Annotated in this window: 26 protein-coding genes; 5 read left to right on the top strand and 21 right to left on the bottom strand. The window is 59.2% G+C overall.

The features are described 5' to 3' along the window. Window positions 1-52: 52 nt before the first annotated feature. The 17 genes from MRBLRC7O_RS05485 to MRBLRC7O_RS05405 form a co-directional block, all read right to left on the bottom strand. Window positions 53-838, bottom strand: a complete 786-nt coding sequence (locus tag MRBLRC7O_RS05485; protein ID WP_003502579.1) for a transporter substrate-binding domain-containing protein — start codon at window positions 836-838, stop codon at window positions 53-55. Window positions 839-844: 6 nt separating this feature from the next. Further along, on the bottom strand, window positions 845-1,555 hold the full coding sequence (locus MRBLRC7O_RS05480; protein ID WP_003502578.1) for a GntR family transcriptional regulator: 711 nt from the start codon (window positions 1,553-1,555) through the stop codon (window positions 845-847). A 197-nt stretch (window positions 1,556-1,752) separates the two neighbouring features. Then, the gene (lpxB, locus tag MRBLRC7O_RS05475) at window positions 1,753-2,937 is read right to left on the bottom strand and encodes a lipid-A-disaccharide synthase (RefSeq protein WP_060726174.1); all 1,185 of its coding nucleotides are present in this window, start codon (window positions 2,935-2,937) and stop codon (window positions 1,753-1,755) included. Window positions 2,938-2,941: 4 nt separating this feature from the next. After that, complete coding sequence (locus MRBLRC7O_RS05470) at window positions 2,942-3,814, bottom strand: LpxI family protein (RefSeq protein WP_162690413.1); 873 nt, start codon at window positions 3,812-3,814, stop codon at window positions 2,942-2,944. Window positions 3,815-3,817: 3 nt separating this feature from the next. Further along, on the bottom strand, window positions 3,818-4,633 hold the full coding sequence (gene lpxA, locus MRBLRC7O_RS05465) for an acyl-ACP--UDP-N-acetylglucosamine O-acyltransferase (protein WP_080866115.1): 816 nt from the start codon (window positions 4,631-4,633) through the stop codon (window positions 3,818-3,820). After that, window positions 4,630-5,097 (bottom strand): 3-hydroxyacyl-ACP dehydratase FabZ, encoded by a 468-nt coding sequence (gene fabZ / locus MRBLRC7O_RS05460; RefSeq protein ID WP_003502572.1) that lies wholly within the window; start codon window positions 5,095-5,097, stop codon window positions 4,630-4,632. Before fabZ ends, lpxA begins: the two co-directional genes overlap by 4 nt. After that, window positions 5,090-6,157 carry a UDP-3-O-(3-hydroxymyristoyl)glucosamine N-acyltransferase gene (lpxD, locus tag MRBLRC7O_RS05455; protein ID WP_060726172.1) on the bottom strand — a complete coding sequence of 356 codons (1,068 nt, stop codon included), beginning with the start codon at window positions 6,155-6,157 and terminating at the stop codon, window positions 5,090-5,092. The genes fabZ and lpxD overlap by 8 nt, the downstream gene beginning before the upstream one ends. Window positions 6,158-6,206: 49 nt before the next feature. Continuing rightward, window positions 6,207-8,531: an outer membrane protein assembly factor BamA gene (bamA, locus tag MRBLRC7O_RS05450; RefSeq protein WP_367727371.1), complete on the bottom strand. Its 2,325-nt coding sequence runs from the start codon at window positions 8,529-8,531 to the stop codon at window positions 6,207-6,209. A 199-nt stretch (window positions 8,532-8,730) separates the two neighbouring features. Next, window positions 8,731-9,852, bottom strand: a complete 1,122-nt coding sequence (gene rseP, locus MRBLRC7O_RS05445) for an RIP metalloprotease RseP (RefSeq protein ID WP_161974162.1) — start codon at window positions 9,850-9,852, stop codon at window positions 8,731-8,733. 49 nt (window positions 9,853-9,901) lie between these two features. Beyond that, entirely contained in the window at window positions 9,902-10,735 is an 834-nt protein-coding gene (locus tag MRBLRC7O_RS05440; protein WP_080866113.1) for a phosphatidate cytidylyltransferase, read from the bottom strand. Continuing rightward, complete coding sequence (locus MRBLRC7O_RS05435; RefSeq protein WP_003502563.1) at window positions 10,735-11,478, bottom strand: isoprenyl transferase; 744 nt, start codon at window positions 11,476-11,478, stop codon at window positions 10,735-10,737. Before MRBLRC7O_RS05435 ends, MRBLRC7O_RS05440 begins: the two co-directional genes overlap by 1 nt. Before the next feature lie 65 nt (window positions 11,479-11,543). Then, entirely contained in the window at window positions 11,544-12,101 is a 558-nt protein-coding gene (gene frr, locus MRBLRC7O_RS05430; protein ID WP_003502562.1) for a ribosome recycling factor, read from the bottom strand. A 62-nt stretch (window positions 12,102-12,163) separates the two neighbouring features. Beyond that, a complete protein-coding gene (gene pyrH / locus MRBLRC7O_RS05425; protein WP_003502561.1) occupies window positions 12,164-12,886 on the bottom strand; it encodes a UMP kinase in 723 nt (240 codons plus the stop codon). Between the two features lie 97 nt (window positions 12,887-12,983). Then, on the bottom strand, window positions 12,984-13,910 hold the full coding sequence (gene tsf, locus MRBLRC7O_RS05420) for a translation elongation factor Ts (RefSeq protein ID WP_003502560.1): 927 nt from the start codon (window positions 13,908-13,910) through the stop codon (window positions 12,984-12,986). A gap of 360 nt (window positions 13,911-14,270) precedes the next feature. After that, a complete protein-coding gene (gene rpsB / locus MRBLRC7O_RS05415; protein WP_003502558.1) occupies window positions 14,271-15,038 on the bottom strand; it encodes a 30S ribosomal protein S2 in 768 nt (255 codons plus the stop codon). A gap of 6 nt (window positions 15,039-15,044) precedes the next feature. After that, entirely contained in the window at window positions 15,045-15,170 is a 126-nt protein-coding gene (locus MRBLRC7O_RS05410) for a hypothetical protein (RefSeq protein WP_003512833.1), read from the bottom strand. 60 nt (window positions 15,171-15,230) lie between these two features. Next, complete coding sequence (locus MRBLRC7O_RS05405) at window positions 15,231-16,073, bottom strand: cell envelope integrity EipB family protein (protein WP_003502556.1); 843 nt, start codon at window positions 16,071-16,073, stop codon at window positions 15,231-15,233. 116 nt (window positions 16,074-16,189) lie between these two features. Between MRBLRC7O_RS05405 and MRBLRC7O_RS05400 the strand changes: the two genes are divergently transcribed. From MRBLRC7O_RS05400 to MRBLRC7O_RS05385, 4 genes are read left to right on the top strand one after another with little or no spacing between them, the layout of a single operon-like run. After that, window positions 16,190-16,660: a RidA family protein gene (locus MRBLRC7O_RS05400; protein WP_003502555.1), complete on the top strand. Its 471-nt coding sequence runs from the start codon at window positions 16,190-16,192 to the stop codon at window positions 16,658-16,660. Beyond that, window positions 16,657-17,397 carry a glycerophosphodiester phosphodiesterase gene (locus MRBLRC7O_RS05395; protein WP_003502553.1) on the top strand — a complete coding sequence of 247 codons (741 nt, stop codon included), beginning with the start codon at window positions 16,657-16,659 and terminating at the stop codon, window positions 17,395-17,397. The genes MRBLRC7O_RS05400 and MRBLRC7O_RS05395 overlap by 4 nt, the downstream gene beginning before the upstream one ends. Continuing rightward, a complete protein-coding gene (locus MRBLRC7O_RS05390) occupies window positions 17,394-18,587 on the top strand; it encodes a GNAT family N-acetyltransferase (RefSeq protein WP_003502551.1) in 1,194 nt (397 codons plus the stop codon). The genes MRBLRC7O_RS05395 and MRBLRC7O_RS05390 overlap by 4 nt, the downstream gene beginning before the upstream one ends. Window positions 18,588-18,609: 22 nt before the next feature. After that, the gene (locus MRBLRC7O_RS05385) at window positions 18,610-19,041 is read left to right on the top strand and encodes an HIT family protein (RefSeq protein ID WP_003502549.1); all 432 of its coding nucleotides are present in this window, start codon (window positions 18,610-18,612) and stop codon (window positions 19,039-19,041) included. Window positions 19,042-19,218: 177 nt separating this feature from the next. Here MRBLRC7O_RS05385 and MRBLRC7O_RS05380 read toward each other — a convergent pair whose 3' ends face one another. Next, the gene (locus MRBLRC7O_RS05380) at window positions 19,219-20,070 is read right to left on the bottom strand and encodes an urea carboxylase-associated family protein (protein ID WP_060724137.1); all 852 of its coding nucleotides are present in this window, start codon (window positions 20,068-20,070) and stop codon (window positions 19,219-19,221) included. Window positions 20,071-20,180: 110 nt separating this feature from the next. On the opposite strand from MRBLRC7O_RS05380, the gene MRBLRC7O_RS05375 reads away from it, so the two are divergent. Next, complete coding sequence (locus MRBLRC7O_RS05375) at window positions 20,181-21,071, top strand: LysR substrate-binding domain-containing protein (protein ID WP_035212403.1); 891 nt, start codon at window positions 20,181-20,183, stop codon at window positions 21,069-21,071. Here MRBLRC7O_RS05375 and MRBLRC7O_RS05370 read toward each other — a convergent pair. The 3 genes from MRBLRC7O_RS05370 to MRBLRC7O_RS05360 all read right to left on the bottom strand — a co-directional run bounded on the left by MRBLRC7O_RS05370 (window position 21,050) and on the right by MRBLRC7O_RS05360 (window position 23,170). After that, entirely contained in the window at window positions 21,050-22,000 is a 951-nt protein-coding gene (locus tag MRBLRC7O_RS05370; protein ID WP_060724135.1) for a phosphatase PAP2 family protein, read from the bottom strand. The genes MRBLRC7O_RS05375 and MRBLRC7O_RS05370 overlap by 22 nt on opposite strands. A gap of 70 nt (window positions 22,001-22,070) precedes the next feature. Next, window positions 22,071-22,415, bottom strand: coding sequence for an AzlD domain-containing protein (locus tag MRBLRC7O_RS05365; RefSeq protein ID WP_003502544.1), 345 nt, complete (start codon window positions 22,413-22,415; stop codon window positions 22,071-22,073). After that, on the bottom strand, window positions 22,412-23,170 hold the full coding sequence (locus MRBLRC7O_RS05360; RefSeq protein WP_080866112.1) for an AzlC family ABC transporter permease: 759 nt from the start codon (window positions 23,168-23,170) through the stop codon (window positions 22,412-22,414). Before MRBLRC7O_RS05360 ends, MRBLRC7O_RS05365 begins: the two co-directional genes overlap by 4 nt.

Below are 23,170 nucleotides of genomic sequence, written 5' to 3'. Positions count from 1 at the left end.
CATGCGCCGGGCCGGGATCAAACGGGACCGGCGCATGCGTTTGCCGGGTTGGTCACAGATCCTTCGGAAGATCGGTTTTCAGCCACTTCTGCGCGATGGTGTTCAGCGAACCGTCGGTCTTTGCGGTGGCGATGATGGCGTTGACCTTCTCCAGCAGCGCCGGCTGCTCCTTGTTCAGGCCGATATAGCAGGGAGAATTTTTGATCAGGAACTTAAGCTCGGGGCGCTTCGGTGGGTTCTTCGCGAGAATGGCGGCGGCCACGACATTGCCCGTGGCGACGGCTTCCACCTGACCGGCGAGGAAGGCAGAGATAGTGCCGTTATTGTCCTCGTAGCGCTTGATGGTCGTATCAGCGGGAGCGACCTTGGTCAGTTCGAGATCCTCGACGGCGCCACGGGTAACGCCGATGGTCTTGCCGGCCAAATCTTCCGCCTTGGTGACAGCAAGCGAGTCCGGAGCGAACACGCCGTTGAAGAAAGGCGCATAGGCGGTGGAGAAATCGATAACCTTTTCACGGTCCGGGTTCTTGCCGAGGCTCGAAATGACGAGATCGACCTTGTTGGTCTGCAGATAGGGAACGCGGTTGGCGCTGGTGACCGGCACCAGCTCGACCTTCACCCCGAGCTTCTCGCCGATCAGGTTGGCGACGTCGATATCGTAACCCTGCGGCGCCATATCGGTGCCAACGCTGCCGAACGGCGGAAAATCCTGCGGGACGGCGACGCGGATCGTGCCTCGGGAAGTGATATCGCCGAGCGCGTCGGCAAAGGCTGCGGGCGAAAAACCAAGTGTTGCGGAAATCGCGGCAATGGCAAGCAATGAACGTCTGGAAAACATTGGGAATTACTCCTTGGGGCTTGAGGAAAGAGGCTGCAGTGAAAGCGAATTGCGAAGCTCGTAGAGCGGGTCCGGCCTGCGGGTGAGATCGAGACCGGTTTCGACTTCGTCGAGATGGCGGATGGCGAGTTCGGCGGCGCCGTGAAAATCAGCCGCCTTGATCGCCTCGAAGATGCGGCAGTGCCCGTCATGCGATTGCTGCGCATGGAAATCGGACTGATAGAGCATGGAGATGAGGATGGTTCTGGCCGTCAGGTCGCGCAGCGTTTCGACGATGATGTCATTTCCGGCGATTTCGGCGATGCGGATGTGGAAATCGCCCATCAGGCAGGTCAGGCGCTGGCGGTCGCCTTTGACAATCGCCGCCTTTTCTTCATCGAGATGATTGGCAAGGATCGTTATGCCTTCCGCGCTGATGGCGGAAAGGTTGCGCAAAAGTCCATATTCGATGATGCGCCGTGCCTCATAGACCTTGATGGATTCTTCGGCGGAAGGCTCCACCACGAACCAGCCGCGGCGCGGGCTGACGGTGACGATGCCGCGCGTCTCCAGCCGCATCATCGCCTCGCGGATGCGCGTGCGCGACACGCTGAAAAGGCTGGCGAGCTGGTTCTCGCTGAGGCGGGTGCCCGGGCGGATCCGCGCGGAAAGAATGCCTGAGATGATGGCGTCTTCTACCGCGCTCTGGGCGCTTTCTGATGTATGGCTATCTTGCATACAAGATTGAAAGCAAGAGGTGTGCCAGACGTAAATTCGCGGGCCGCAGACCCTATAAAAGCCTGGGGATTGCCGCCCTAACGATCAAATGCGTTAAAACCAACCCCTCGCCTGCCTGCATTGGCGGCAAGGCGGCAGCTGGCTTAACCTTGTCGGAAAACCGCTATTTCCGCCGCCTGAGGACAGGATGGCTGCGATTATACCGAGGAGCTATTCTTGTTTTTGAGGACATCGAGAAGAATGCGCGCGCCGGTTTCGCCCGGCGGTACATCCGTGTGCAAACGCCGCTGCACCAGCGCATAACCTTCGAGCATCGCCCGCCGCTCGGTGGTATCGGACGACAGACGCTCGGCCCAGCGCAGCATCGAGCCTGCCCTGACGACCTCGTTGAAATATTCCGGAATGATGGCGTAATCGGCGATCAGGTTCGGCAGGGCGCCGGTCCAGGTTTTCACCCGCTTGCTCAGCATGGTGAAAATCCAGTCGGTCTTGTAGACCGAGATGGTCGGTACGCCCGCGAGTGCGAGTTCCAGAATGACCGTGCCGGAAGCGGCGATGGCCGCATCGGCTTCAGCAAACGCGTTCCATTTGAAGGCGGAATCGATGCCGATTTCGGGCCTTATATCCTCCGGCCATGATGCCGCCAGTTCGTGGATGCGTTTTTCCTGACGTGGCACAGTGGGCAGGAGAAACCGCGTCGGACCGTTGCGCTCTACAAAAGCTCTCGCTGCCGCCTGAAAAGGCTCCATCAGCCGCGTCGTTTCAGTGGAGCGCGAGCCCGGCAGGAGGAGGATGGTTTTCGGCTGGCCATCTGCCGGTAGAGAGCGTTCCGCCCGCTTTTGCCGCACAGAGAGCACATCGGCATCGACGCTGAGCCGATGGCCGACAAAGGTCGTCGGGGGACCGCCGAGACGGCGCATCGCTTCCGGCTCGAAGGGCAGCAGGGCCAGAACATGATCGACATAGGACAGCATCGCGGTGGCGCGATATTCCTTCCACGCCCAGACGCTGGGGCAGACATAATTGACAACAGGCAGATGCGGTAATTGCCGGCGGACTTTCTTTGCAACGCGATGGGTGAAATCCGGACTGTCGATGATCAGCAAAATATCGGGCTTTGCAGCGGCGATTGCCTGGGCGGTCTGGTTGATCCGCGCAATGAGCTTCGGCAGCTTTTTCAGAACCTGCGTGAAGCCCATGATCGAGAGTTCGGAATAGTCGAACAGGGAAACCAGACCCTGTGCTTCCAGCGCATCGCCGCCGACACCCACCAGCTCGACGGGGCCCGCATATCGGGCCTTGAGCGACCGGATCAGATCCGCACCCAGAAGATCACCGGATACCTCTCCGGCAATGACCGCCACTTTTAATGCCGCCGTCATCCGATCAACTCTCCCCCATCATGTCTCCGCTGAGTGACGTATCGATGCCGCAGACGAATATGCCCGCCTCATCGGCCGCCTTCAACATCGCCTCGCGATCAAGCACCAGCGCCCGTCCGGCTTCGACGGCGATGCCGGCCAATCCCGCCTTGCGTGCATTCTCCACCGTTTCCACACCGATTGTCGGCAGGTCGGCGCGCACATCCTGCTGCGGCTTGCACAGCTTTACGAGTACACCCTTGCGGCGCGGGGATATACGTCCTTCGGCGCGCAATGCCGCGACGCGCGCCAGCATGGCATCCGTGCCCTCAACGCCTTCCAGCGCGACGATACGGCCACCCACGGCGACTGCTCCCTGCCCCACATCCAGCTTACCGAGTGCAAGTGCCGCCTCAGCCGCCTTGCGTATGTCACGCAGATCTTCCTCGGCGGGCTTTTGTGCACCGAAAGGGCCTGTCGCAGCCAGCAGGCCGGGCGCGATCTCGTGCGCGCCGATGACTTTTGCGCCAAGTGTGCCAATGATCTTGATGACCATCTGCAAAACGGCGTCATCGCCGCTCGACAGCAGCGTCCTGACAATGGACGGCAGTTTGAGCAGGATGCCGACCGTGGGGCGGATCTCCCGCCATTCCGGCCGTCGCGCCACGCCGCCGGAAAGCACGACACGGTCTACCTGATTTTCACGCAGCAGACGGCCCAGCCCGGCGACATCACCGACACTGATGACGGCATTGTCGAAACCGCTCCAGTCGAAACGGGAATCGTCGCGCAAGCGCACGATGAAAGGGTTCTCGCCCATCTCACGGGCGGCAGCCGCCACATAAAGCGGCAGCTGGCCGCTGCCGGCCACGATGGCGAGACGCCCGCCGCCTGTCACGGCTCACTTGCCCCGGTTGGGCGAAGAGATCGCGCGGTCGCTATCCGCGCCGATGAAATCGAGGATTTCAAGCGCCTGCGGGCAGTCCAGATAGTCGTTGCGGTCGAGGGCTGCGGCATTGCCGCGGATCGTGCCTTCGGCCTCGAAAATCGCCTTGTAGACGCGTCTGACCTTGTGGATATCCGCACGCTCAATGCCTGCACGTGTCATGCCGACAACGTTCAGCCCGCCTAGAATGCCGGGATTGCCATTCAGCATGCCATAGGGAATGACGTCGTAATTGACCGCCGACAGCCCGCCGATGAAAGCCTGGCGGCCGATACGGGTGAACTGGTGCACGGCGCAGCCACCGCCCAGAATAGCGCGGTCCTCGATGGTAACATGGCCCGCCAGCATCACATTGTTGGACAGGATGATGTGGCTGCCGAGGCGGCAATCATGCGCCACATGCGAATTGGCGAGGAAGAGATTGTCATCACCGATAATGGTCTTGCCGCTGCCATCGGAACTGCCGGCGTTCATCGTTACGCCTTCACGCATGACGCAGCGCTCACCGATCTCAAGCGTCGTTTCCGAACCGTCATGGCGAACCGCCTGCGGTGTGCCGCCGATGACCGCCATGGGATGGACGACCGAATCGCGGCCGATGACGGTCCGGCCGGAAACAACGGCGTGATTATGCAGCCAGACACCGTCATGCAGCGTGACTTTCGCGCCGACATAGCTCAGCGCGCCGATGACGACGTTTTCACCGATCACCGCGCCGTCTTCGATGACGGCCGTCGGGTGAATTCTGGCCGAGGCGGCAATCGTGCTCATTGCTGGTCCTCGGGGATCATCATGGCGCCGACATCGGCTTCCGCCACCAGCGCGCCGTCCACCTTCGCCTCGCAATGGAATTTAAAAACATTGCCGCGCTGGCGCTGCTTGACCACGTGGATTTCCAGACGATCACCGGGAACGACGGGTCTACGGAAGCGCGCATTGTCGATGGTCATGAAATAGACGAGGTAACCGCCCTCACCCTGGCTACGGGCGCAGATCGCGCCTGCCGTCTGCGCCATGGCTTCGACGATCAGAACGCCCGGCATGATCGGGCGATCCGGGAAATGGCCGGTGAAATGCGGTTCGTTGACCGTGACGTTCTTGATGCCGATCGCCGAGTTGTTACCATCGATCTCGATGATCTTGTCGATCAGCAGGAATGGGTAACGATGCGGCAGAAGCTTCATGACTTCCAGAATGTCAGCCGCGCCGAGCGTCGTCTTCGTTTCTTCAGTCATTGTTTTTCTCTCCTGTTTTTTTATCACGCCCTTCAGCGCGTGCCAGAATTTCGGCCATGTCGCGCAGGAAATATTTCATTGGACGCGCAGGCGTTCCGCCATAACGGGCGCCTGCCGGTACGTCCGCTACAACACCGCTCATCGCCGCAATCTGCACGCCGTCGCCAATGTTGATATGGCCATTGATGCCGGCCGCGCCGCCAATCATCACACCGTCGCCGATGCGGGTGCTGCCCGCAATGCCAACCTTGCTGACGATGCCGCAATGGCGGCCGATACGAACGTTGTGGCCAATCTGGACCTGATTGTCGATCTTGGTGCCTTCGCCAATGACCGTGTCATCCATGGTGCCGCGATCGATCGTGGTGTTGGCGCCAATCTCGACATTGTCCTGAATGATGACACGACCGATCTGCACGATCTTCAGCATGCCGCGTGGACCGGGGGCATAACCGAAACCGTCCTGACCGATGCGCGCGCCGTTGTGGATAATCACATTATTACCGATGAGCGCGGCAAGAACGCTTGCGCCGCCCGCAATGGTGCAATCACGCCCTATCTGCACATCCTGCCCGATGATGACGCCGGGGCCAATCCGCGTGCCAGCGCCAATATGGGCGCCGGCTCCGATCACGGCAAGCGCCTCGACAATGACGCCCGCTTCCAGTTTCGCGGATGGATCGACATGGGCAGCATGGGAAATTTCGGATTCCATCCGCGCGATCGGACCGGGTCGCATGGCGGAAGGATGCAACAATGCACCGACCTGCGCAAAAAGGGTGTGGGGGTTTTTCGATATCAGCGCGGGGGTGTGAGACGGAAGCATGTCTACAAGCGCTGCATCACAAATGACGGCGCCAGCTTCGCAGGTCTGCAGCTCATCGCGGCTCTTGCGCGAAAGAATATAGCAGAGCTGATCGGGCTTTGCCCTATAGACCGGCGAAACGGACCTGATAATCCGTTCTCCCGCCGCATCGTCAGACAGTTCCGCCCCAAAATGATCTGCGATATCTTTCAATCGCAGTCCCTCGTGGGGCGGAAAAAAGGCATTGTATTCCATCAGCCGGAAACTCCAGAACGTTCAAAGTTGCAGTTCTGGACTGCCGATATCAGAAAGTGTTGGACATGCCAAACCGGAAACGCTGTTCCTCGTCGTAGTCTTCCTTGGCGATCGGTACCGCGTAGTCGACGCGGATCGGACCAAAGGGCGACGCCCACATCACGCCGATACCAGCGGACGCACGGATGGAGTTGTCGTCCTTCACACCTGCGCTGTTGGCAACCTTGTTGCCATAGAGCGTGCCGGCATCGACGAAACCAGCGAGGCGCAGACCGAAATCTTCCGGAACGCCAGGCATCGGAGCCGTGACTTCAGCAGACGCGGCGAAATAGGTCGTGCCGCCGATGGAGTCGGAGCCGATACGCGGACCGATACCGTCGTTCTTGAAGCCGCGAACCTGACGGCCGCCGAACTTGAACTGATCGAAGACCAGCAGATTGTCGCCCGTCGGCACTACGTGACCGGCCTGACCCGTGAGCGAGCCGATGACATCGTATTCGTCAGACAGCGTATAGAAGAAACGAGCCTTGGCGTAGATCTTGTAATATTCGGAATCGCCGCCGAGGCCTGCAAATTCGTTCGTCAGAGCAGCCTGCCAGCCTTCACGCGGCATGTTGCGGTCGTCGAGCGTATTGTAGTTCAGCGTGTTCGAAATGATGGACTGCGTCCAGTCACCGCCACGGATCAGGTCTTTATAAGGCGCTGCAAGGTTGCTGCCGGCTTCCCAGTCGCCTTCGCCATCATAGTTGAGCTGCTTGTAGGTGTACTTGAACGTCGTCGAGAGATCTTCGGTGATCGGCGCGGTTACACGCAGCGCGAAACCCTGCTCGTCGTAGTCGTAATAATCTTCGCTGCGGCTCTGGCTCTTGAACAGGTCGAAACCTGCGGCAAGACGGTAGCCGAGGAAATAAGGCTCGGTGAAGGACAGCGTGTAGCTACGTGCATCGTCTTCACCCGCACCAGCGGCGAGACGAATGTACTGTCCACGACCGAGGAAGTTCTTTTCTTCGATGGAGGCTTCGAGGAGAACGCCGTCGTTCTGCGAGTAACCCGCACCGATACCGAACGAACCCGTCGACTGGTCTTCCACATCGACAACAATCACGACGCGGTCAGGCGCGCTGCCGCCGGCGGTCGAGATATTGACCTTCGAGAAATAGCCGAGCGCCTCGAGACGGCGCTTTGCAGCCGTGATGACCGTCTGGTTGAACGCGTCGCCTTCGGAGATATCGAACTCGCGACGAATGACGTAGTCACGCGTACGGGTGTTGCCACGGATTTCGATGCGCTCGACATAGGCGCGCTCGCCCTGATCGACGATATAGGTTACGCCGATGGTGTTGCCAGCCATGTCACGGTCGCCGCGCGGCGTTACGCGGGCAAAGGGATAACCTTCGCCGGCCACGCGCTTGGAAATCGCTTCCATGCTCTGCTGAACTTCCTTGGCGCTGTAGCTGCCACCCTGACGGGTTTCCACGAGGCCCTGAAGTTCGGAACCATCGACGCCCGGAACGGTCGATTCGACCGCGACGTTGCCGAAGTTATAACGCTGACCTTCATCGACCGTGATGGAGACGGTGTATTCGTTCTTGGACTCGTCCAGCACCGCCTCGGAGGACACGACCCGGAAGTCGGCGTAACCGCGGTTGTAATAGAACTGGCGCAGCGCCTCTTCGTCGGCGCGCAGCTTGTCCTCGTTATAAACGTCCTTACGCGTCAGGAACGACAGCATGTTGGACTTCTTGGTATTGATGACAGCGGCCAGACGACCATCGCTGTAGGCATTGTTGCCGACGAAATCGATACGGCCGATCTTCGTGCGCTCGCCTTCATTGATGACGAAAGCAATGTTCACACGGCCCTGACCGACGGAAACGGTCTGCGTGGTGATTTCGACGTCACTACGGCCGATCGCGGCATAGGCTTCCTTGATGCGGGCGATATCCGCCGTCACGATAGCCTGATTGAAGGGGCCAAGCGCCTGTGTCTGTACGACGCCAGCGAGCTTGTCGTCCTTGATCTTGCGGTTACCGTTGAAGACCACCTGGTTGACCAGCTGGTTCTCGTTAACAGTGACGACCAGCGTGCTGCCGGAAACGCGCATGGAGACATTCGAGAAGTAACCGGTGGCGTAAAGACGCTTCACCGATTCATCGATATCCGAATTGGAAAAGTTCTTACCCGGCGCAATGGTGATGTTGGAGCGCACGGAGTCCGCACCGGACCTCTCGGCCCCGCGAACATCGATCTTGCTGATGACGGCTGCATTCGCAACACCAGCAGAGGCAAGCACGCCAAGGCCCGCAACCGAAGAAACACCAGCAGACAGCGCAACCGCCGACACCGCGTTCAAAAATCTTGAACCAGCCTTCATTTCAATTCTTACCTTTTTACGTTGTCCCTCAGCGGGCGGAACCCGACTCCGGCCATGTGCGTCGTTTTACCTGCTTTTCCCCTACAAGCAAGTCAGAACGTTAAATTCTGTTTACTTCGTGATCCAGAGTGGCGCATTCGCCACTTCGGCATAAAAACAAGGTAAACAGACAACTAACAAAACCGTTAAAACACAATCCTCAGCCGATCAAGCTGCTGATATCATTCCATGTTGCAAAAACCATAAGACCCAAAATCATCATCATGCCGATACGGAACGCGACTTCCTGCGCGCCCGCGCCGAGCGGCCTGCCGCGAATGGCCTCGATCGCGTAAAACACCAGATGGCCGCCGTCCAGAACCGGGACGGGCATCAGGTTCAGCAGACCGATCGAAACGGAAAGGACTGCGGCAAGCTGGATAACGGCGGAAATGCCGAGCGTCGCCATCTGGCCGGACGCCTGCGCGACACGGACCGGACCGCCCAGCTGATCGGCATTCATGCGGCCGGTCACGAGGTTGCCGATGTAGTTGAAGGTGCCGGTAATGACGTGGCCGGTTTCGCGCACGCCCTCAACCAGCGCCTCGGTCGGCGAATATTCGATGTGGCGGAAATTGCCGCTGGTCTGGTCGGTGACGATGCCGATAATGCCCATTTCCAGCTTGTTGCCGAACTGGTCAGTGGTTTCCGTGCGCGTCGGAACCATCGGCAGCTTCAGCTCCTCGCCTGCCCTTTCGACAGTTACGGTGATCGGCGTGCCCGGGCGGATGCCGACGTAACGACGGACATCCTCGAAAGTCATCACCTTTTCGCCATCGATTGCGACCAGTCGGTCGCCGGGCCGCACGCCAGCTGCGGCGGCAGCGCTGTTTTCGCGCACTTCCGCCACGACTGGATCGGCGATCATCCGGCCATAAATGCCGAAAAGCACCGCGAAGATGAGAATGGCGAGAATGAAATTTGCGATCGGGCCCGCAGCAACCGTGGCCGCTCTTTTCCACAGCTTTGCGCCGGAAAGCGTCTGCGCCCTCTCCTCCAGCGACATATGCGACAGGCCGGAACTATCCGGCTTGCTGGCGGCATCCTCATCACCGAAGAACTTGACGTAGCCGCCGAGCGGGATCGCGGAAATTCTCCATCTCGTACCACGCTTGTCGGTGAAACCGATCAGCTCCGGGCCGAAGCCGATGGAAAATGCCGTGGAACGGATGCCGCACCAGCGCCCGACCAGATAGTGGCCCATTTCATGGACAAAAACGAGCAGGGACAGCACTAGGATGAAGGGCACGATATAGCCGGTCAGAAAGCCGGTCGCCGCCATTACTGTGTTCATGACAATCTGCCCTTTATGTCGTGACCTTTCGCGCCGCTCAGAAACCCGGCAACAGACCGCCGCCCGATCCGGGCACGTCGCCGGTTGCCGCCGCATGCACGAAAGCAATGAGGAATACCGTAAAGCAGGCGAAAACAAGACCGTCAACACGGTCCATGAAGCCGCCATGGCCCGGAATGAGATGGCTGGAATCCTTGACCTGGAAACGTCGTTTCACGAAGGATTCAAAGAGATCACCGATCTGGCTGAATACTGACAGGATGAACGCGAGCCCCAGCACCAGCAGGCTGATTCTACCATGATAGGCCATGGACACTGCGCCGCCGCCAATCACCGCTGCCGCTGCCCCGCCGATCGCACCCGACCAGGTCTTGCCGGGCGAAATCGAAGGCGCAAGCTTCGGCCCACCAATGGCGCGTCCAACGAAATAGGCGAGAATATCCGTCGACCAGACAACGGCGAAGATGAAAAGGATGGACACGAAGCCCGTCAGCTCATCACCGCGAATGGCCGCCAGCGATATGCCGCTCAGACCCGCATAAAAAATGCCGCCCACCAGCCACCAGTTCCTGCCGCGCAAAACCGGAAACAGGGCTGCGGTCAGAGTGAAGCCGGATAAAAGCGGCAGATCGAGCGAGGATTCGCCGAAAATCGTGTTGCCGGCGATAACGGCGACCGCGAACCAGCCCCAGGCATTGCCGGTCGGGTTGGCCTCCGACAGCCGGGTAATCGTCGACCATTCATAATAGATGAGGATCGCCAGAAGACCCGCGACGATGCGGAACAGAATGCCGCCATACCAGGTCGCGGCCAGAATGACCGCTGCCATGACGATTGCGGAGACGATCCGCAGTCTGAGTTCACGGCTCATCAGGCGCCTGCCACGGCAACCTGCTCGGTGAGTGCACCAAAGCGGCGGTCACGCGTTGCATATTGCTCGATTGCGGAGAAGAATCGCTGGCGGTCGAAGTCGGGCCAATATTCGGGAACGAAGAGGAACTCAGAATAAGCGGCCTGCCAGAGCAGGAAGTTCGACAGGCGCTCTTCGCCACTGGTGCGGATGATAAGATCCGGATCCGGCATGCCCGACGTGTCAAGCCGGGCCGAAATCATCTCCGGCGTGATCGAAGCGGCATCGAGCCGGCCTTCGGCGACATCGCGGGCGATTGCCACCGTCGCGCGCGCAATCTCGTCACGGCTTCCATAGTTGAAGGCGATCACCAGCGTCAGCTTGGTATTGCCAGCCGTCATCTGCTCCGCCTCTTCGAGGAGAGAGCGTATGTCGGTCTTCAGCCCCTGCCGGTCACCGATGATCCGCACGCGGACATTTTCGCGATGCAGTTCGGCAAGGTCACGCCGGATGAAAGCCTTCAAAAGCCCCATCAGGTCACTCACCTCGGATTCGGGCCTGCGCCAGTTTTCCGACGAGAAGGCAAACAGCGTGAGATAGCGTATTCCGCAATCACCGGCCGCGCGCACGGTCTCGCGTACGGCCTCCACCCCGCGGCGATGCCCCATCACGCGCGGAAGACCGCGCTGCTTTGCCCAGCGTCCATTGCCATCCATGATGATGGCGACGTGCTCGGGTATGGAGGAACGTGTCGTCGTCGGCATATCGATCCAGTAACAGGGCAGCGCGGAATTAAAACGAATAAAATACAGGTCTATCGCAAGCGATATCAGACCTGCATGATTTCCTTTTCCTTCTCGGCAAGCAAGCGGTCAATTTCCGAAATCGTGTCGTCGGTCATTTTCTGCACCTTTTCCGACTGTCCACGGCTTTCGTCCTGACCGATGTCACCATCCTTTTCGGCTTTTTTCAGACCATCCATGCCGTCGCGGCGCACATGGCGAATCGCGACCTTGGACTTTTCGGCATAGTCATGGGCGACCTTGACGAGCGACTTGCGGCGCTCTTCGTTCAGTTCAGGCAGCGGAATTCTGAGGTTCTGACCATCGACGATCGGGTTGAGGCCGAGATTGGATTCGCGGATCGCGCGATCGACGGCATTGACCATCGACTTGTCCCAGATGTTGACGCCGAGCATGCGCGGCTCCGGAACCGTGATGTTTGCGACCTGGTTGAGCGGCACACGCGAACCGTAAGCTTCAATGGTGACCGGATCGAGAATGTTGGCCGAAGCCCGGCCGGTACGCAGCGATGCGATATCGCTCTTGAATGCGTTGATGGCGCCATCCATGCGGCGCTTGATATCGTTGAGGTCAATACCACTCATCTTGATACTCCGTCTCTGTCGGCTGTAGCCGGAATTCGCCCAGGGGGCGGCGTCTTTTTTGATTACTTGTCGTGCACGATGGTCTTGCGGCCACCGCCGGTCAATATCTGCGCGAAACCGCCCTTCTCGTGGATCGAGAAGACGATGATCGGAATATGGTTTTCGCGGGCAAGCGCGACAGCGGCGATATCCATGACCGCCAGGCCCTTGCCAAGCACTTCGCTATGGGTCAACTCGTCGAAACGGGTAGCTGTCGGATCCTTCTTCGGATCGGCAGAGTAGATGCCATCCACCTGGGTACCCTTGAAGATCGCCTCGGCGCCCATTTCCGCGGCGCGAAGCGCAGCAGCAGAATCGGTGGTGAAGAACGGGTTGCCCGTACCGCCGGCGAAAATCACCACACGCCCCTGTGCGAGATGGTGAAGGGCGGCGCGCTGGGAGAAGCTCTCACAGATTTCAGGCATCGCGATTGCCGAGAGAACGACGGTGTCGATGCTGAGCTTGCGCAGCGACGTGGCGAGCGCCAGTGCGTTGATGACGGTCGCCAGCATGCCCATATGGTCGCCGGTAACGCGGTCGCCCCCCTTGGAGGCCACGGCCACGCCGCGGAAAATATTACCGCCGCCGACGACAACGCCGACTTCAACGCCCATCGCCCTCGCCTCGGCGATATCGGAGGCGATACGGTCGGCCACCGCCACATCGATACCGAAACCCTGATCGCCCATAAGGGCTTCACCGGAAGCCTTGAGAAGAACACGTTTGTAGATCGGCTTGGAAGACATCATGACTCCTCGGAAATGTAACCGAAACGCGGATACACGAAGGGCACCGCGTTGTCACGCGATGCCCTCCCGTTTTCCCAAGATTGGGTAAATATAATCAGCCCTTGGCGACTGCGGCGACTTCTGCTGCGAAATCGCTTTCTTCCTTTTCGACGCCTTCGCCGAGCAGCAGGCGAACCATGCCCGTCACTTCGATGGAAGCGCCGGCTTCCTTTTCGGCTTCCTTGACGGCAGCGCCGACAGTGATGTCGGGGTTGATGACGAACGCCTGCGACAGAAGAGCGACTTCTTCGAAGAACTTGCGCATACGGCCATCAACCATCTTTTCGATGATGGCTTCCGGCTTGCCGGATTCGCGGGCCTGTTCGATGAAGACGTTGCGCTCGCGCTCGGCCACGGCAGCGTCGACTTCTTCAGCGCGGATGGCGAGCGGGTTGGTCGCAGCGATGTGCATGGCAACCTGGCGGCCGATCGAGTTCAGAACGGCCTTGTCGCCGTCCGACTTCAGGGCAACGAGAACGCCGAGCTTGCCGATGCCGTCGCCGGCAGCGTTGTGGATGTAGGTCGCAACAACACCGTGCGGCACTTCGAGTGCAGCCGAGCGGCGCAGCGTCATGTTTTCGCCGATCGTCGCGATCGCGTCCTTGATGCTGTCGGAAACGGACTTGCCGGTTGCCGGATAGGTCGCAGCGGAAACAGCGTCAACGGTGCCGTCGGTGGTGAGGGCAACCTGGGCGATACCGCGGATGAGGTCCTGGAACGCGTCGTTGCGGGCAACGAAGTCGGTTTCGGAGTTCAGCTCGACAACAACAGCCTTGTGACCCATGGTGGCAACGCCGACCAGACCTTCGGCAGCCGTGCGGCCGGACTTCTTGTCGGCCTTTGCGATGCCCTTGGCGCGCAGCCAGTCGATCGCCGCTTCCATGTCGCCATTGGTCTCAGCAAGAGCCTTCTTGCAGTCCATCATGCCTGCGCCAGACTTCTCGCGCAGTTCCTTCACCATTGCGGCTGTGATTTCGGTCATTGTTTGCCTCTTATCGGTTCGATCGGTCAGCCGGCGGAATTTGCCGTGCCGAAGTTCTGGGTGATGACTGTACCCGGCCGCACACCCTTTGAAACCGAAGAGGATTTCAGGAAAGGGGCATGCGCATTCCCAAGTGCTGCGGCGTCTCCATACATCGGAATGATGGGTGCCGCCGAAGTGTGACAGCGTTATGAAGACTGCCTTGCGTTTCAACCACGTCAGACGCCAGCGGTTTCCAAAAAACGTGGCGGAGCGCTTGAAACGAACAAGGCCGTCAACCCATTGAAGGTCTTTGACGGCCTTGTCATATCCTGGTCGAGGAGACGGAGATTAAGAAATCGCCGCCAGACAGGGCCTAAATCAGGCGCCAGCCTCGTCTTCGAGAGCGGGCTCGATCGGGGCTTCTTCAGAAGCGCCGATGTCGCGGCCGGAAGCACCCTGCTGACGGGCAATACCGTCGATGGCAGCGCGGGCAATCAGGTCGCAGTAGAGCGAGATGGCGCGCGAAGCATCGTCGTTACCCGGGATCGGGTAGTCGATATGGTCCGGGTCACAGTTGCTGTCGATGATCGCAACGACCGGAATGCCAAGACGCTTGGCTTCTTCGATCGCGATCTTTTCCTTGTTGGTGTCGATGATGAACATCAGGTCCGGAACGCCGCCCATATCGCGGATACCGCCGAGAGCCTTTTCAAGCTTTTCGCGCTCGCGCTCAAGGTTCAGGCGTTCCTTCTTGGAATAGCCGGAGCCTTCCGAGTTCAGGATTTCGTCAACCTTGCGCAGACGCTGGATCGAGTTCGAAATGGTCTTCCAGTTGGTCATCATGCCGCCGAGCCAGCGGGAGTTGACGTAGTACTGGGCCGAACGCTTTGCGCTGTCGGCGATGATTTCGGACGCCTGACGCTTGGTGCCGACGAACAGAACGCGGCCACCACGGGCAACGGTGTCGGACACGACCTGAAGGGCGCGCGACAGCATCGGAACGGTCTGAGCTAGGTCGATGATGTGGATGTTGTTACGGTCGCCGAAGATGTACGGCTTCATCTTCGGGTTCCAGCGGTGCGTCTGGTGGCCGAAGTGAACACCAGCTTCCAGAAGCTGACGCATAGAAAAATCGGGCAATGCCATGCCTTGTTACTCCTTTTCCGGTTTAACCCCCGCGAAGCGAACAGCGCCGATTTTCATCGACACCACCGGGCGGAACGGACCGGATTTCTCCCGGAACATCCCAAGCTTCGCGTGTGGAATGGTGAGCCGCATACAGTCGCCCGCGTGAAAATGCAAGCATTTATGCGAAAAAACCGGCAAAATAGCCGCGTTTCAGCGAACCGGCTTGTTTTCGCAGGTTTCGGGCTTGAGAATATCGAGCTTCGCAAGCTTTCCCGTCAGAACGAAATCGCCGTAATCCATCGTCAGATCGCGGGTGATTCCGTTTTCGTAAAGCTTGAACGACATGCGGTAGATCGGCAGGGCGTCGGTGCCGGTCTTGTCGTTGTAATAGGCGATCGTTACCGGCCAGAAGGCAGCCTTGGCGAATTCGCCCGCCTTGCCGGCGTCGGCATCGCCATCCTTCGGCATTTGCGACTTGCCGACCAGCGTGGAGGTGATCAGGCTTTCATCGCCATCATCAGAACCGTCGAATATCCGGGATTCGAAAATGCGCTTTCCCTGTTTCGCATGTTCGATGACCTGAAACATGTGCTGTGTCGGGAATTCGCTGGCGACGAGACTGATCTGGCGGGCATCCGGCCGGGTCAGATCGACCTTCACGCCCTCGGTGCTGTCGGTTGCCGCCCCCTGCACTTCCTTGTCCAGCTTGTCGTCGGTGTAGGATTTGGTCTCGAAGGTGAATTTCTTCGCGGCAAGGTCTTCGAAAGTCGTGGTCTGCTGGTCGGTCATGCGCACGGCGTCGCCGGTGTTGATCTGCGTCACGAAACGGAAATCGGTCTTGTAACCCTGACAGGATGAGCCGGTGAATTCATAGACCATGCGGCCGGTCATGCCCTCGATGCCGGAGCGATCCGACGCATCCTTGAGTTCGAGATCGTAGACGGCGCGGTGGGCGACGAGATCCGGAACCGTGACGGGCAAGGCATTGGCAGCGCTTGACAGGCCGGTCATAAGCCCTGTTGCGGCAACGAAACCAAGCGTCCTGACAAACATGCAATATCTCCTGTTGGACTCGCCGCTCATATTGTACAAGCAACCGCCCGGCTTTTGGATCAACATCTTCTGAATGCCGGATTCCTGAAGGATTTACAACAAAACCGGAGACGAAAATGTCGGACGTCATCGAAGGCCGCCTCAAGGAACTTGGCTTCACGCTTCCCGTCGCCGCGGCGCCAGCCGCAAACTACGTTCCGTTCACCATCAGCGGCAATCTTCTTTATGTATCGGGTCAACTGCCGATGGAATCAGGCAAGATTGCGGTGACGGGCCTCGTTGGCCGCGATGTCGACGTGCCAGGCGCCCAGCGCGCGGCCGAATTATGCGCCGTCAACATTCTCGCACAGGTCAAGGCCGCTTTGAATGGTGACCTCTCGAAAATCCGCCGTGTCATCAAGCTGAATGGCTTTGTTGCCTCGGTTCCGGAGTTCGTGGAACAGCATCTCGTCATCAATGGCGCCTCCAATCTTCTCGCCAATGTTCTCGGTGATGCCGGCAAACATGCCCGCGCCGCCGTCGGCATGGCCTGCCTGCCCTTCAACGCATCAGTCGAAATCGACGCCATCGTGGAAATCGACGTATGACGCTCAAGCTTTCCTGGCTGACGGCTGAGCCCGTCGCCCATCGCGGTTATCATGATCTCAACAAGGCGGTCTGGGAAAACACGCTTTCCGCCTTTTCCCGCGCCATCGAGGCCGGTTTCGCCATCGAATGCGACGTTCAGCTGGCAGCCGACAGCGTTCCGGTGATTTTTCACGACGACGACATGGCCCGCCTGACGGGCATCAAGGGCGACGTGCGCGAACGCACATCGGCCGAGCTGTCCCTTCTTGCCGTCGGTCAGACCAAGGATCGGGTTCCAACGCTCAAGCAGCTTCTGACGCTCTGCGCCGGCAAGGTGCCGCTGGTGATCGAGCTGAAGGGCCGTGCTGGCGAAGGCGTCGATGACGGTTTTGCCGAGGCGGTTCTGGAAGACCTCGAGGGCTACAAGGGCCATGTGGCGCTGATGAGCTTCGACCATCACCTGCTGAAGGACCTGAAGGCTGCGGGCTCACCCTGGCCGCTGGGCCTCACCGCCGAGGGCGACAAGCCGGAAGACTTCTTCAAACATGATGAAGCGATGCAGCTGGGGCTCGATTTCATCTCCTATCATTGGGGTCATCTGCCCAACAGCTTCATCGAAGCGCAAAGAAAACTCGGGCTTCCGGTGATTACCTGGACGGTCAGGGATGAAAATGCGCGCGAGACTACCTATAAATATGCGGACCAGATGACATTCGAAGGTTTCGACCCGAGAGAGAACCCATCCGCGACGGCATGACAGAAGACTATTCCATCAGCATTGCGCAATCCTTTGGGGATATCGATCCGGAAAGCTGGAAACGGCTTTCCGGAACATCGCGCAATACATCAGGAAAATACTACAACCCTTTTATCTCCCATGAATTTTTATCATCCATGGAAGAGTCAGGGTCAGCGACAGCCAAGACCGGCTGGCTTGGCCACCATCTTCTTCTCGAAAATGCCTCCGGTGTGCTCGTCGGCGCAGTGCCGGCCTATCTGAAAAACCACAGCAAGGGCGAATACGTCTTCGACCACGGCTGGGCGGATGCTTTCGAGCGGGCCGGCGGCCACTATTATCCGAAGCTGCAATGCTCGGTGCCCTTCACGCCGGCAACCGGGCCACGCCTGCTCGTTTCCGAAGCGGTGGACGAAACGCGCTTTAAACCGCTTCTTGCCTCCGGCCTCGCCCAGGTGACCGAAAAGATCGGCGTCTCTTCCGCCCATGTCACGTTTCTCGAAGAAGACGATCTGTCTGCTCTTCTGCCCCGCGATTTCCTGCACAGGACAGACCAACAGTTCCACTTCATCAATGATGGCTATCGCGACCACGATGATTTTCTCGATGCCCTTTCTTCGCGCAAGCGAAAGGGGCTGAAAAAGGAACGCCGTGCGGCGCTGGAACACGGTATCGAGATCGACTGGTTGACCGGAAGCGACCTCACCGAAGACATCTGGGACCAGTTCTTCGCCTTCTACATGGATACCGGCAGCCGCAAATGGGGCCGGCCTTATCTCACGCGGGAGTTCTATTCGCTGATCGGCGAGCGCATGGCCGATGATGTGCTGCTGGTGATGGCGAAACGCGATGGGCGCTATATTGCGGGGGCAATCAACTTCATAGGCTCGGATGCGCTTTATGGTCGCCATTGGGGCTGCATCGAGGATCATCCCTTCCTGCATTTCGAGGTCTGTTACCATCAGGCAATCGATTTTGCGCTGGCGAAGGGGTTGAAACGGGTGGAAGCGGGCGCCCAGGGCGAGCACAAGCTGGCGCGTGGTTACGTGCCGGTGACCACCCATTCGGCGCATTTCATCGCCCATCCGGGCCTGCGCCGCGCCATTGCCGATTATCTTCAGCGCGAACGCGAAGAGGTCGAACATATCGGCGATTATCTTGATGAACACACGCCCTTCCGCAAGGGCGAGAGACAGGAACCGGACGTATAGTCCGCTACGAGGAGAGATCACGATGACGGCCAGCGCCTATGACGACAACAATATCTTCGCAAAAATCCTGCGTGGCGAAATTCCGAGCCACAAGCTTTACGAAGACGAGCATACGCTTGCTTTCATGGATGTGATGCCGCAGGCCCCCGGCCATCTGCTCGTCGTTCCCAAGACCGGCTCGCGCAATCTGCTCGATGCCGACCCCGAGGTTCTGGCAAGGACAATTCCCGTGGTGCAGAAACTGGCCGTCGCGGCCAAGGAAGCCTTCGATGCAGACGGCGTCTTCGTCGCCCAGTTCAATGAGCCGGCGGCCGGGCAGACCGTTTTCCATCTGCATTTCCACGTCATTCCGCGCAAGGAAGGCGAGCCGTTGAAGCCGCATTCCGGCGTGATGGCCGATGGCGAGGTACTGAAGGCCCACGCGGCGAAGATAAAGGCTGCGCTTGCTTCGTGATGCGTGCCAAGACGCCAACGCGTCTGGCAGAACCGCAGCTTCCGCAGATCGTCACCCCGGACTGGATCCGGGGTCCAGCGCGATCAAGTCCTTGATCGCAAAGACTATCCTTACGGCGCCGACGCGCCGTGACTGGATGCCGGATCTAGTCCGGCATGACGGCGGTGGTGCTTATCATCATTCCACAGGCTGATACGCATTCCTCTGCGGCCATGGCCAGCCTTCAAGCACCGCCATATCCGGCCGGAATATCTCCACCTTCAACGGATAACAGGCCGCCGTATCGCTGGAATGCGTGGCGCTGCAATCGCCGCCCGGGCAGGCGGAAAGTGCGCCGATAAGATCGATCTCCGCAAAAAGCTCCAGATAATCTCCCGGCCGCACCGGGCTCGCCTTCATGAAATATTGATGCGTGTCGCGGGTAAAGCCCGTGCACATGAACACGTTCAGCACGTCGTGCACATGCGGCTCAGCCTCCGCGAACGACAGGCCCTTGGCCGCGGCGAGCGCATTCGTCAGGTTCGAATGACAGCAATGGTGATAGTCGCCGCCGCTCAAAAGCCTGTTGGTATAGGGATCGCAGCGGGTGCCGATCACGTCATGCACGCCGCCGCCGTCTTCGTCGAAGCCATACCATGACAGCGTGTCGTGCGTGATGGTCGCCATTGGCCGCAGCGATGGCAGGTTGCTCCAAAGCCGATTGCCGACCGAAACGTGGGTGGCGTGCAGGGCGCGGGTCTTGCCGCTGAAAAACCTCTCGGTCAGATCATGGGCGTTCCAGAGGTTCAGGTCTCCCACCTGCGGACCTTCAATGCTCACGATGCGAAAGAAATGTCCCTTCGGCACATGAAAGGCGCGACCGTCACGCGGCGGCACGATGACCTCATCGATCTTTTCCATGCCATTCTTTGCCTGCGCCATGCGCGCGAGGTCCGGCGTCTCAAGCGTGCCGTTCGGATAAACGACAACGGGACGGACGGCGCGGCGCGCAGCGGCGTCAGCGGGTTCGGCGACGGGCATGGGGGTCATGAAATCCTCTGAGCGATGAAAATACCGATGCGAAATTGCGTCAGGAATATCCGCCTGACAAGACGGGTTTTTCTTGCGCTCAGGCCAAGTCTGACTTAGCCTTGGCAATCATGAAGCTGCCTCCCCTTGCCACCCTCCGCGCATTCGAAGCCGCCGCCAGAAGAACGAGTTTTTCTCTAGCCGGGCAGGAACTCGGCATGACGGCGGCTGCCGTGAGCCAGCATGTGCGCAATCTGGAGGCCTGGCTTGGCGTGGCCCTGTTCGAGCGGCATGCCAGAGGCGTGAGGCTCACCCCGGCCGGCCGGGAATTCGGTCTTACGGTTTCGTCAGGCCTGCGGCAGATCGCCTCCGGCGCAGAGCGGATCAGCTGCGGCCGTGACCGCATGACCGTCCGCCTTGCCAGCCTGCCCTCCGTCGTGGCGCATTTTCTGACTCCCCGCCTGCCCCGCTTCCGGGCGCTTTACCCGGATATCCAGGTATCCATCAGCTATTCCGGAGCGCATCATGCAGTGCCGGCCGATCTTACCATAGGGCATGGGGTGGTCTCCGGGGAAAATGCCGTAGCTCTCTTTAGCGCTGAGACCCGGCCGACATGCGCGCCAAGCTATGCCGCCGAATTCGGTCCTGTCGACGACGTTGACAGCCTGTTGCGAGCGGAATTGCTACATGACGATACCGAAACGGCATGGCAGAACTGGTTCGCAGCCGACGGGATATCCCTCCCCGATAATGCCGGCCCCGTTTTCGCGGATTTCAATCTGCTCGTGACCGCACTCAAAGCCGGACAAGGCGTCGGCCTTTGCCCGACGGCGCTTCTTCACGACGAGATTGCCAACGGTCAACTGACCGTGCTTTTCGACCGGGCCGCCGATACGGAGAAATATTACTGGCTCATGGAAGCAGAGGAGATAACCGCCCCGGCCCGCATATTATCGGACTGGCTTGTTGCGGAAGCCCGGGAGAGCGAAACGCGTCGCAATTATTCTGCCGCGACGATCTGAATACGGGAGGCGGCCGCCGCTTCGGTCAGTTCCCTTGCCGACAGCCGGTTGAGCAGGCGGGACGATACAGCACAAATGACGACAAAAGCAGCGAGACCGCCGAAAACATCCGAAAGATGGTGTCCACCCTGAACAAGAACGGCCAGCGGCATCAACAGGTTTATCGGCAAGATCGCTGCCATCACCGCCCAGTGACGCGGCATGAACCAGACTGACATTGCCGCCATGAAGATATGAAACGATGGAAAGCCGATCAGCCCCAGGACATTTTTGGGAGAAAGATAGACCACTCCCTCGGTTATAAGGCGGTTCAACTCTTGGCCGTAATTATTATCAACGGCCAGGGGGATAGCCTGTGATACCCACTGCGGCAATTGCACATAGGCTGAAGGTCCGAATGTCGGGAAGAATATCCAAAAGACGATACATGCAAACGCCCCCAGCACTCCCGTCACCAGGAAGTGGTGCAGCATCCGCTGGTTGCCGGTGAAGCCGAGCGTAAGGACGATCACCAGAAGCTGCGGCAACGATGAGGCATAGACGAAAAACAGTCCGGTTCCGATCCATGGATGGGTTGCCGCCCACAGGACGACGCCCGTCCAACTGTAGCCAAACGCTGCATCCACGCCGAAAAGCACATGATCAATCGCTGGAAAGGCGACAGGTAGGAACATGTAGTTGAAAATCGAAGCGGCAAGCGTGAACAGGATGAATAGCCCGCCAGAAATCAGGGCGACTGCGATGCGAAGATCGCGCCCGCTAGTGCGATATAGCTGACCGAGGATAAAAACGCCGACGCCTGCCAGAACGCACAGAAGATATCCGGCGTAATCGACACGAATGCCTTTGATCGCAATCAATACCGCATCGATAACGAATAATGTTGCGATAAATCCAAGTACAAGACGCTCTGCCGCAAAGAGTCGCATTGAATTCCGGTCCCTGTTTCAACCAGCGGCAAAGTAGGGCAATGAGCTTAATATTCGGATAAAGCGAGCATCAGAAACCGAGTGCGAACAATCCACCCGCCAGAAGCAGGATCGGAACCGCCACACCGACGATGACCCGCTGGCCCGCCAGCAGAAATGCGATGAAACCGAGCGTGGCGGCTCCAATGCGCAGCCATAGGGGTGACGCCTCAAGCGTACCGGTTGGAAAGACGATCAGCTTGGCGGTGACGGCCATGACGAGTGCGGTGGCAACCGCCCTTACCCAGTGCAGGGCCTCGGAATCTTCCTTCAGGCGGTTACCGGCGAGAACGCCGAGCCAGCGCCAGAGATCGGTCGCCAGCCAGCCGGCAATCGCGATGAAAAGATAGGGTGCCCACCAATGTTCGGTCATCATGGTTCGCTCTCCGGCGAGACGGGCTTTATCCGGCGACGAAACACGAGGCGGTCGATCAGATAGGCCGCCGTACCGCCGCCGATCCCGGCATAGAGAATGTCGAATTCCGGCGTAATCACCGCGAAGGCGGGTCCGGCGATGACGCCGATGACGAAGGCGACCTTGACGACGGAATGACGGGCCGAAGCCCAGATCGATGCCACGAAATAGACCGGTGTGAGAAAAAACAGCACGCCGGCGACGAGAGGCGGAAAGGCGGCGACGATGCCGTAACACAGGCCGACGATGATGGCATTGACCACGGTGAGCGTAATACCAAAACCGGCAAACCAGGCGGCGCGGGCTTCACGCGGCACCTTGGAAAGATTCTGCGTGGCAAAGACCCAGGCGGTGATTGCAACGAAGTGTGAGAGGAACAGTAAAATCCATGTCGGCGTCTTCGCGCCACGCATTTCCGGAACGATGGAGGCGACCATCGGCATCATGCGGACCGAAGACAGCGTCACCGCCAGAAAACAGGCGGCGAGGTTGGCGCCGCCGACCATGGAACCGATCAGGATCATCTTGGCCGGCAAGGCCCAGATGACAAGCGTCATGAACACGGCTTCGCCGCGCGCAACCCCGGATTCGAGTGCGAAAGCGCTGAAACCGACGAAAGATGTCATGAGAATGAGCGAGGGCAGCGAGAATATGCCCCGCATCCCCCGGAAAAACCAGCCGCGCAATGGGATGGTATCGCTGTCGGCAGTGTGCAT

This window comes from Agrobacterium radiobacter, from assembly GCF_040801995.1.
GTDB classification, from domain to species: Bacteria; Pseudomonadota; Alphaproteobacteria; order Rhizobiales; family Rhizobiaceae; genus Agrobacterium; species Agrobacterium radiobacter.
The sequence above is the reverse complement of the archived record's forward strand: the minus strand, read 5'-3'. Positions and strand labels throughout refer to the sequence as shown.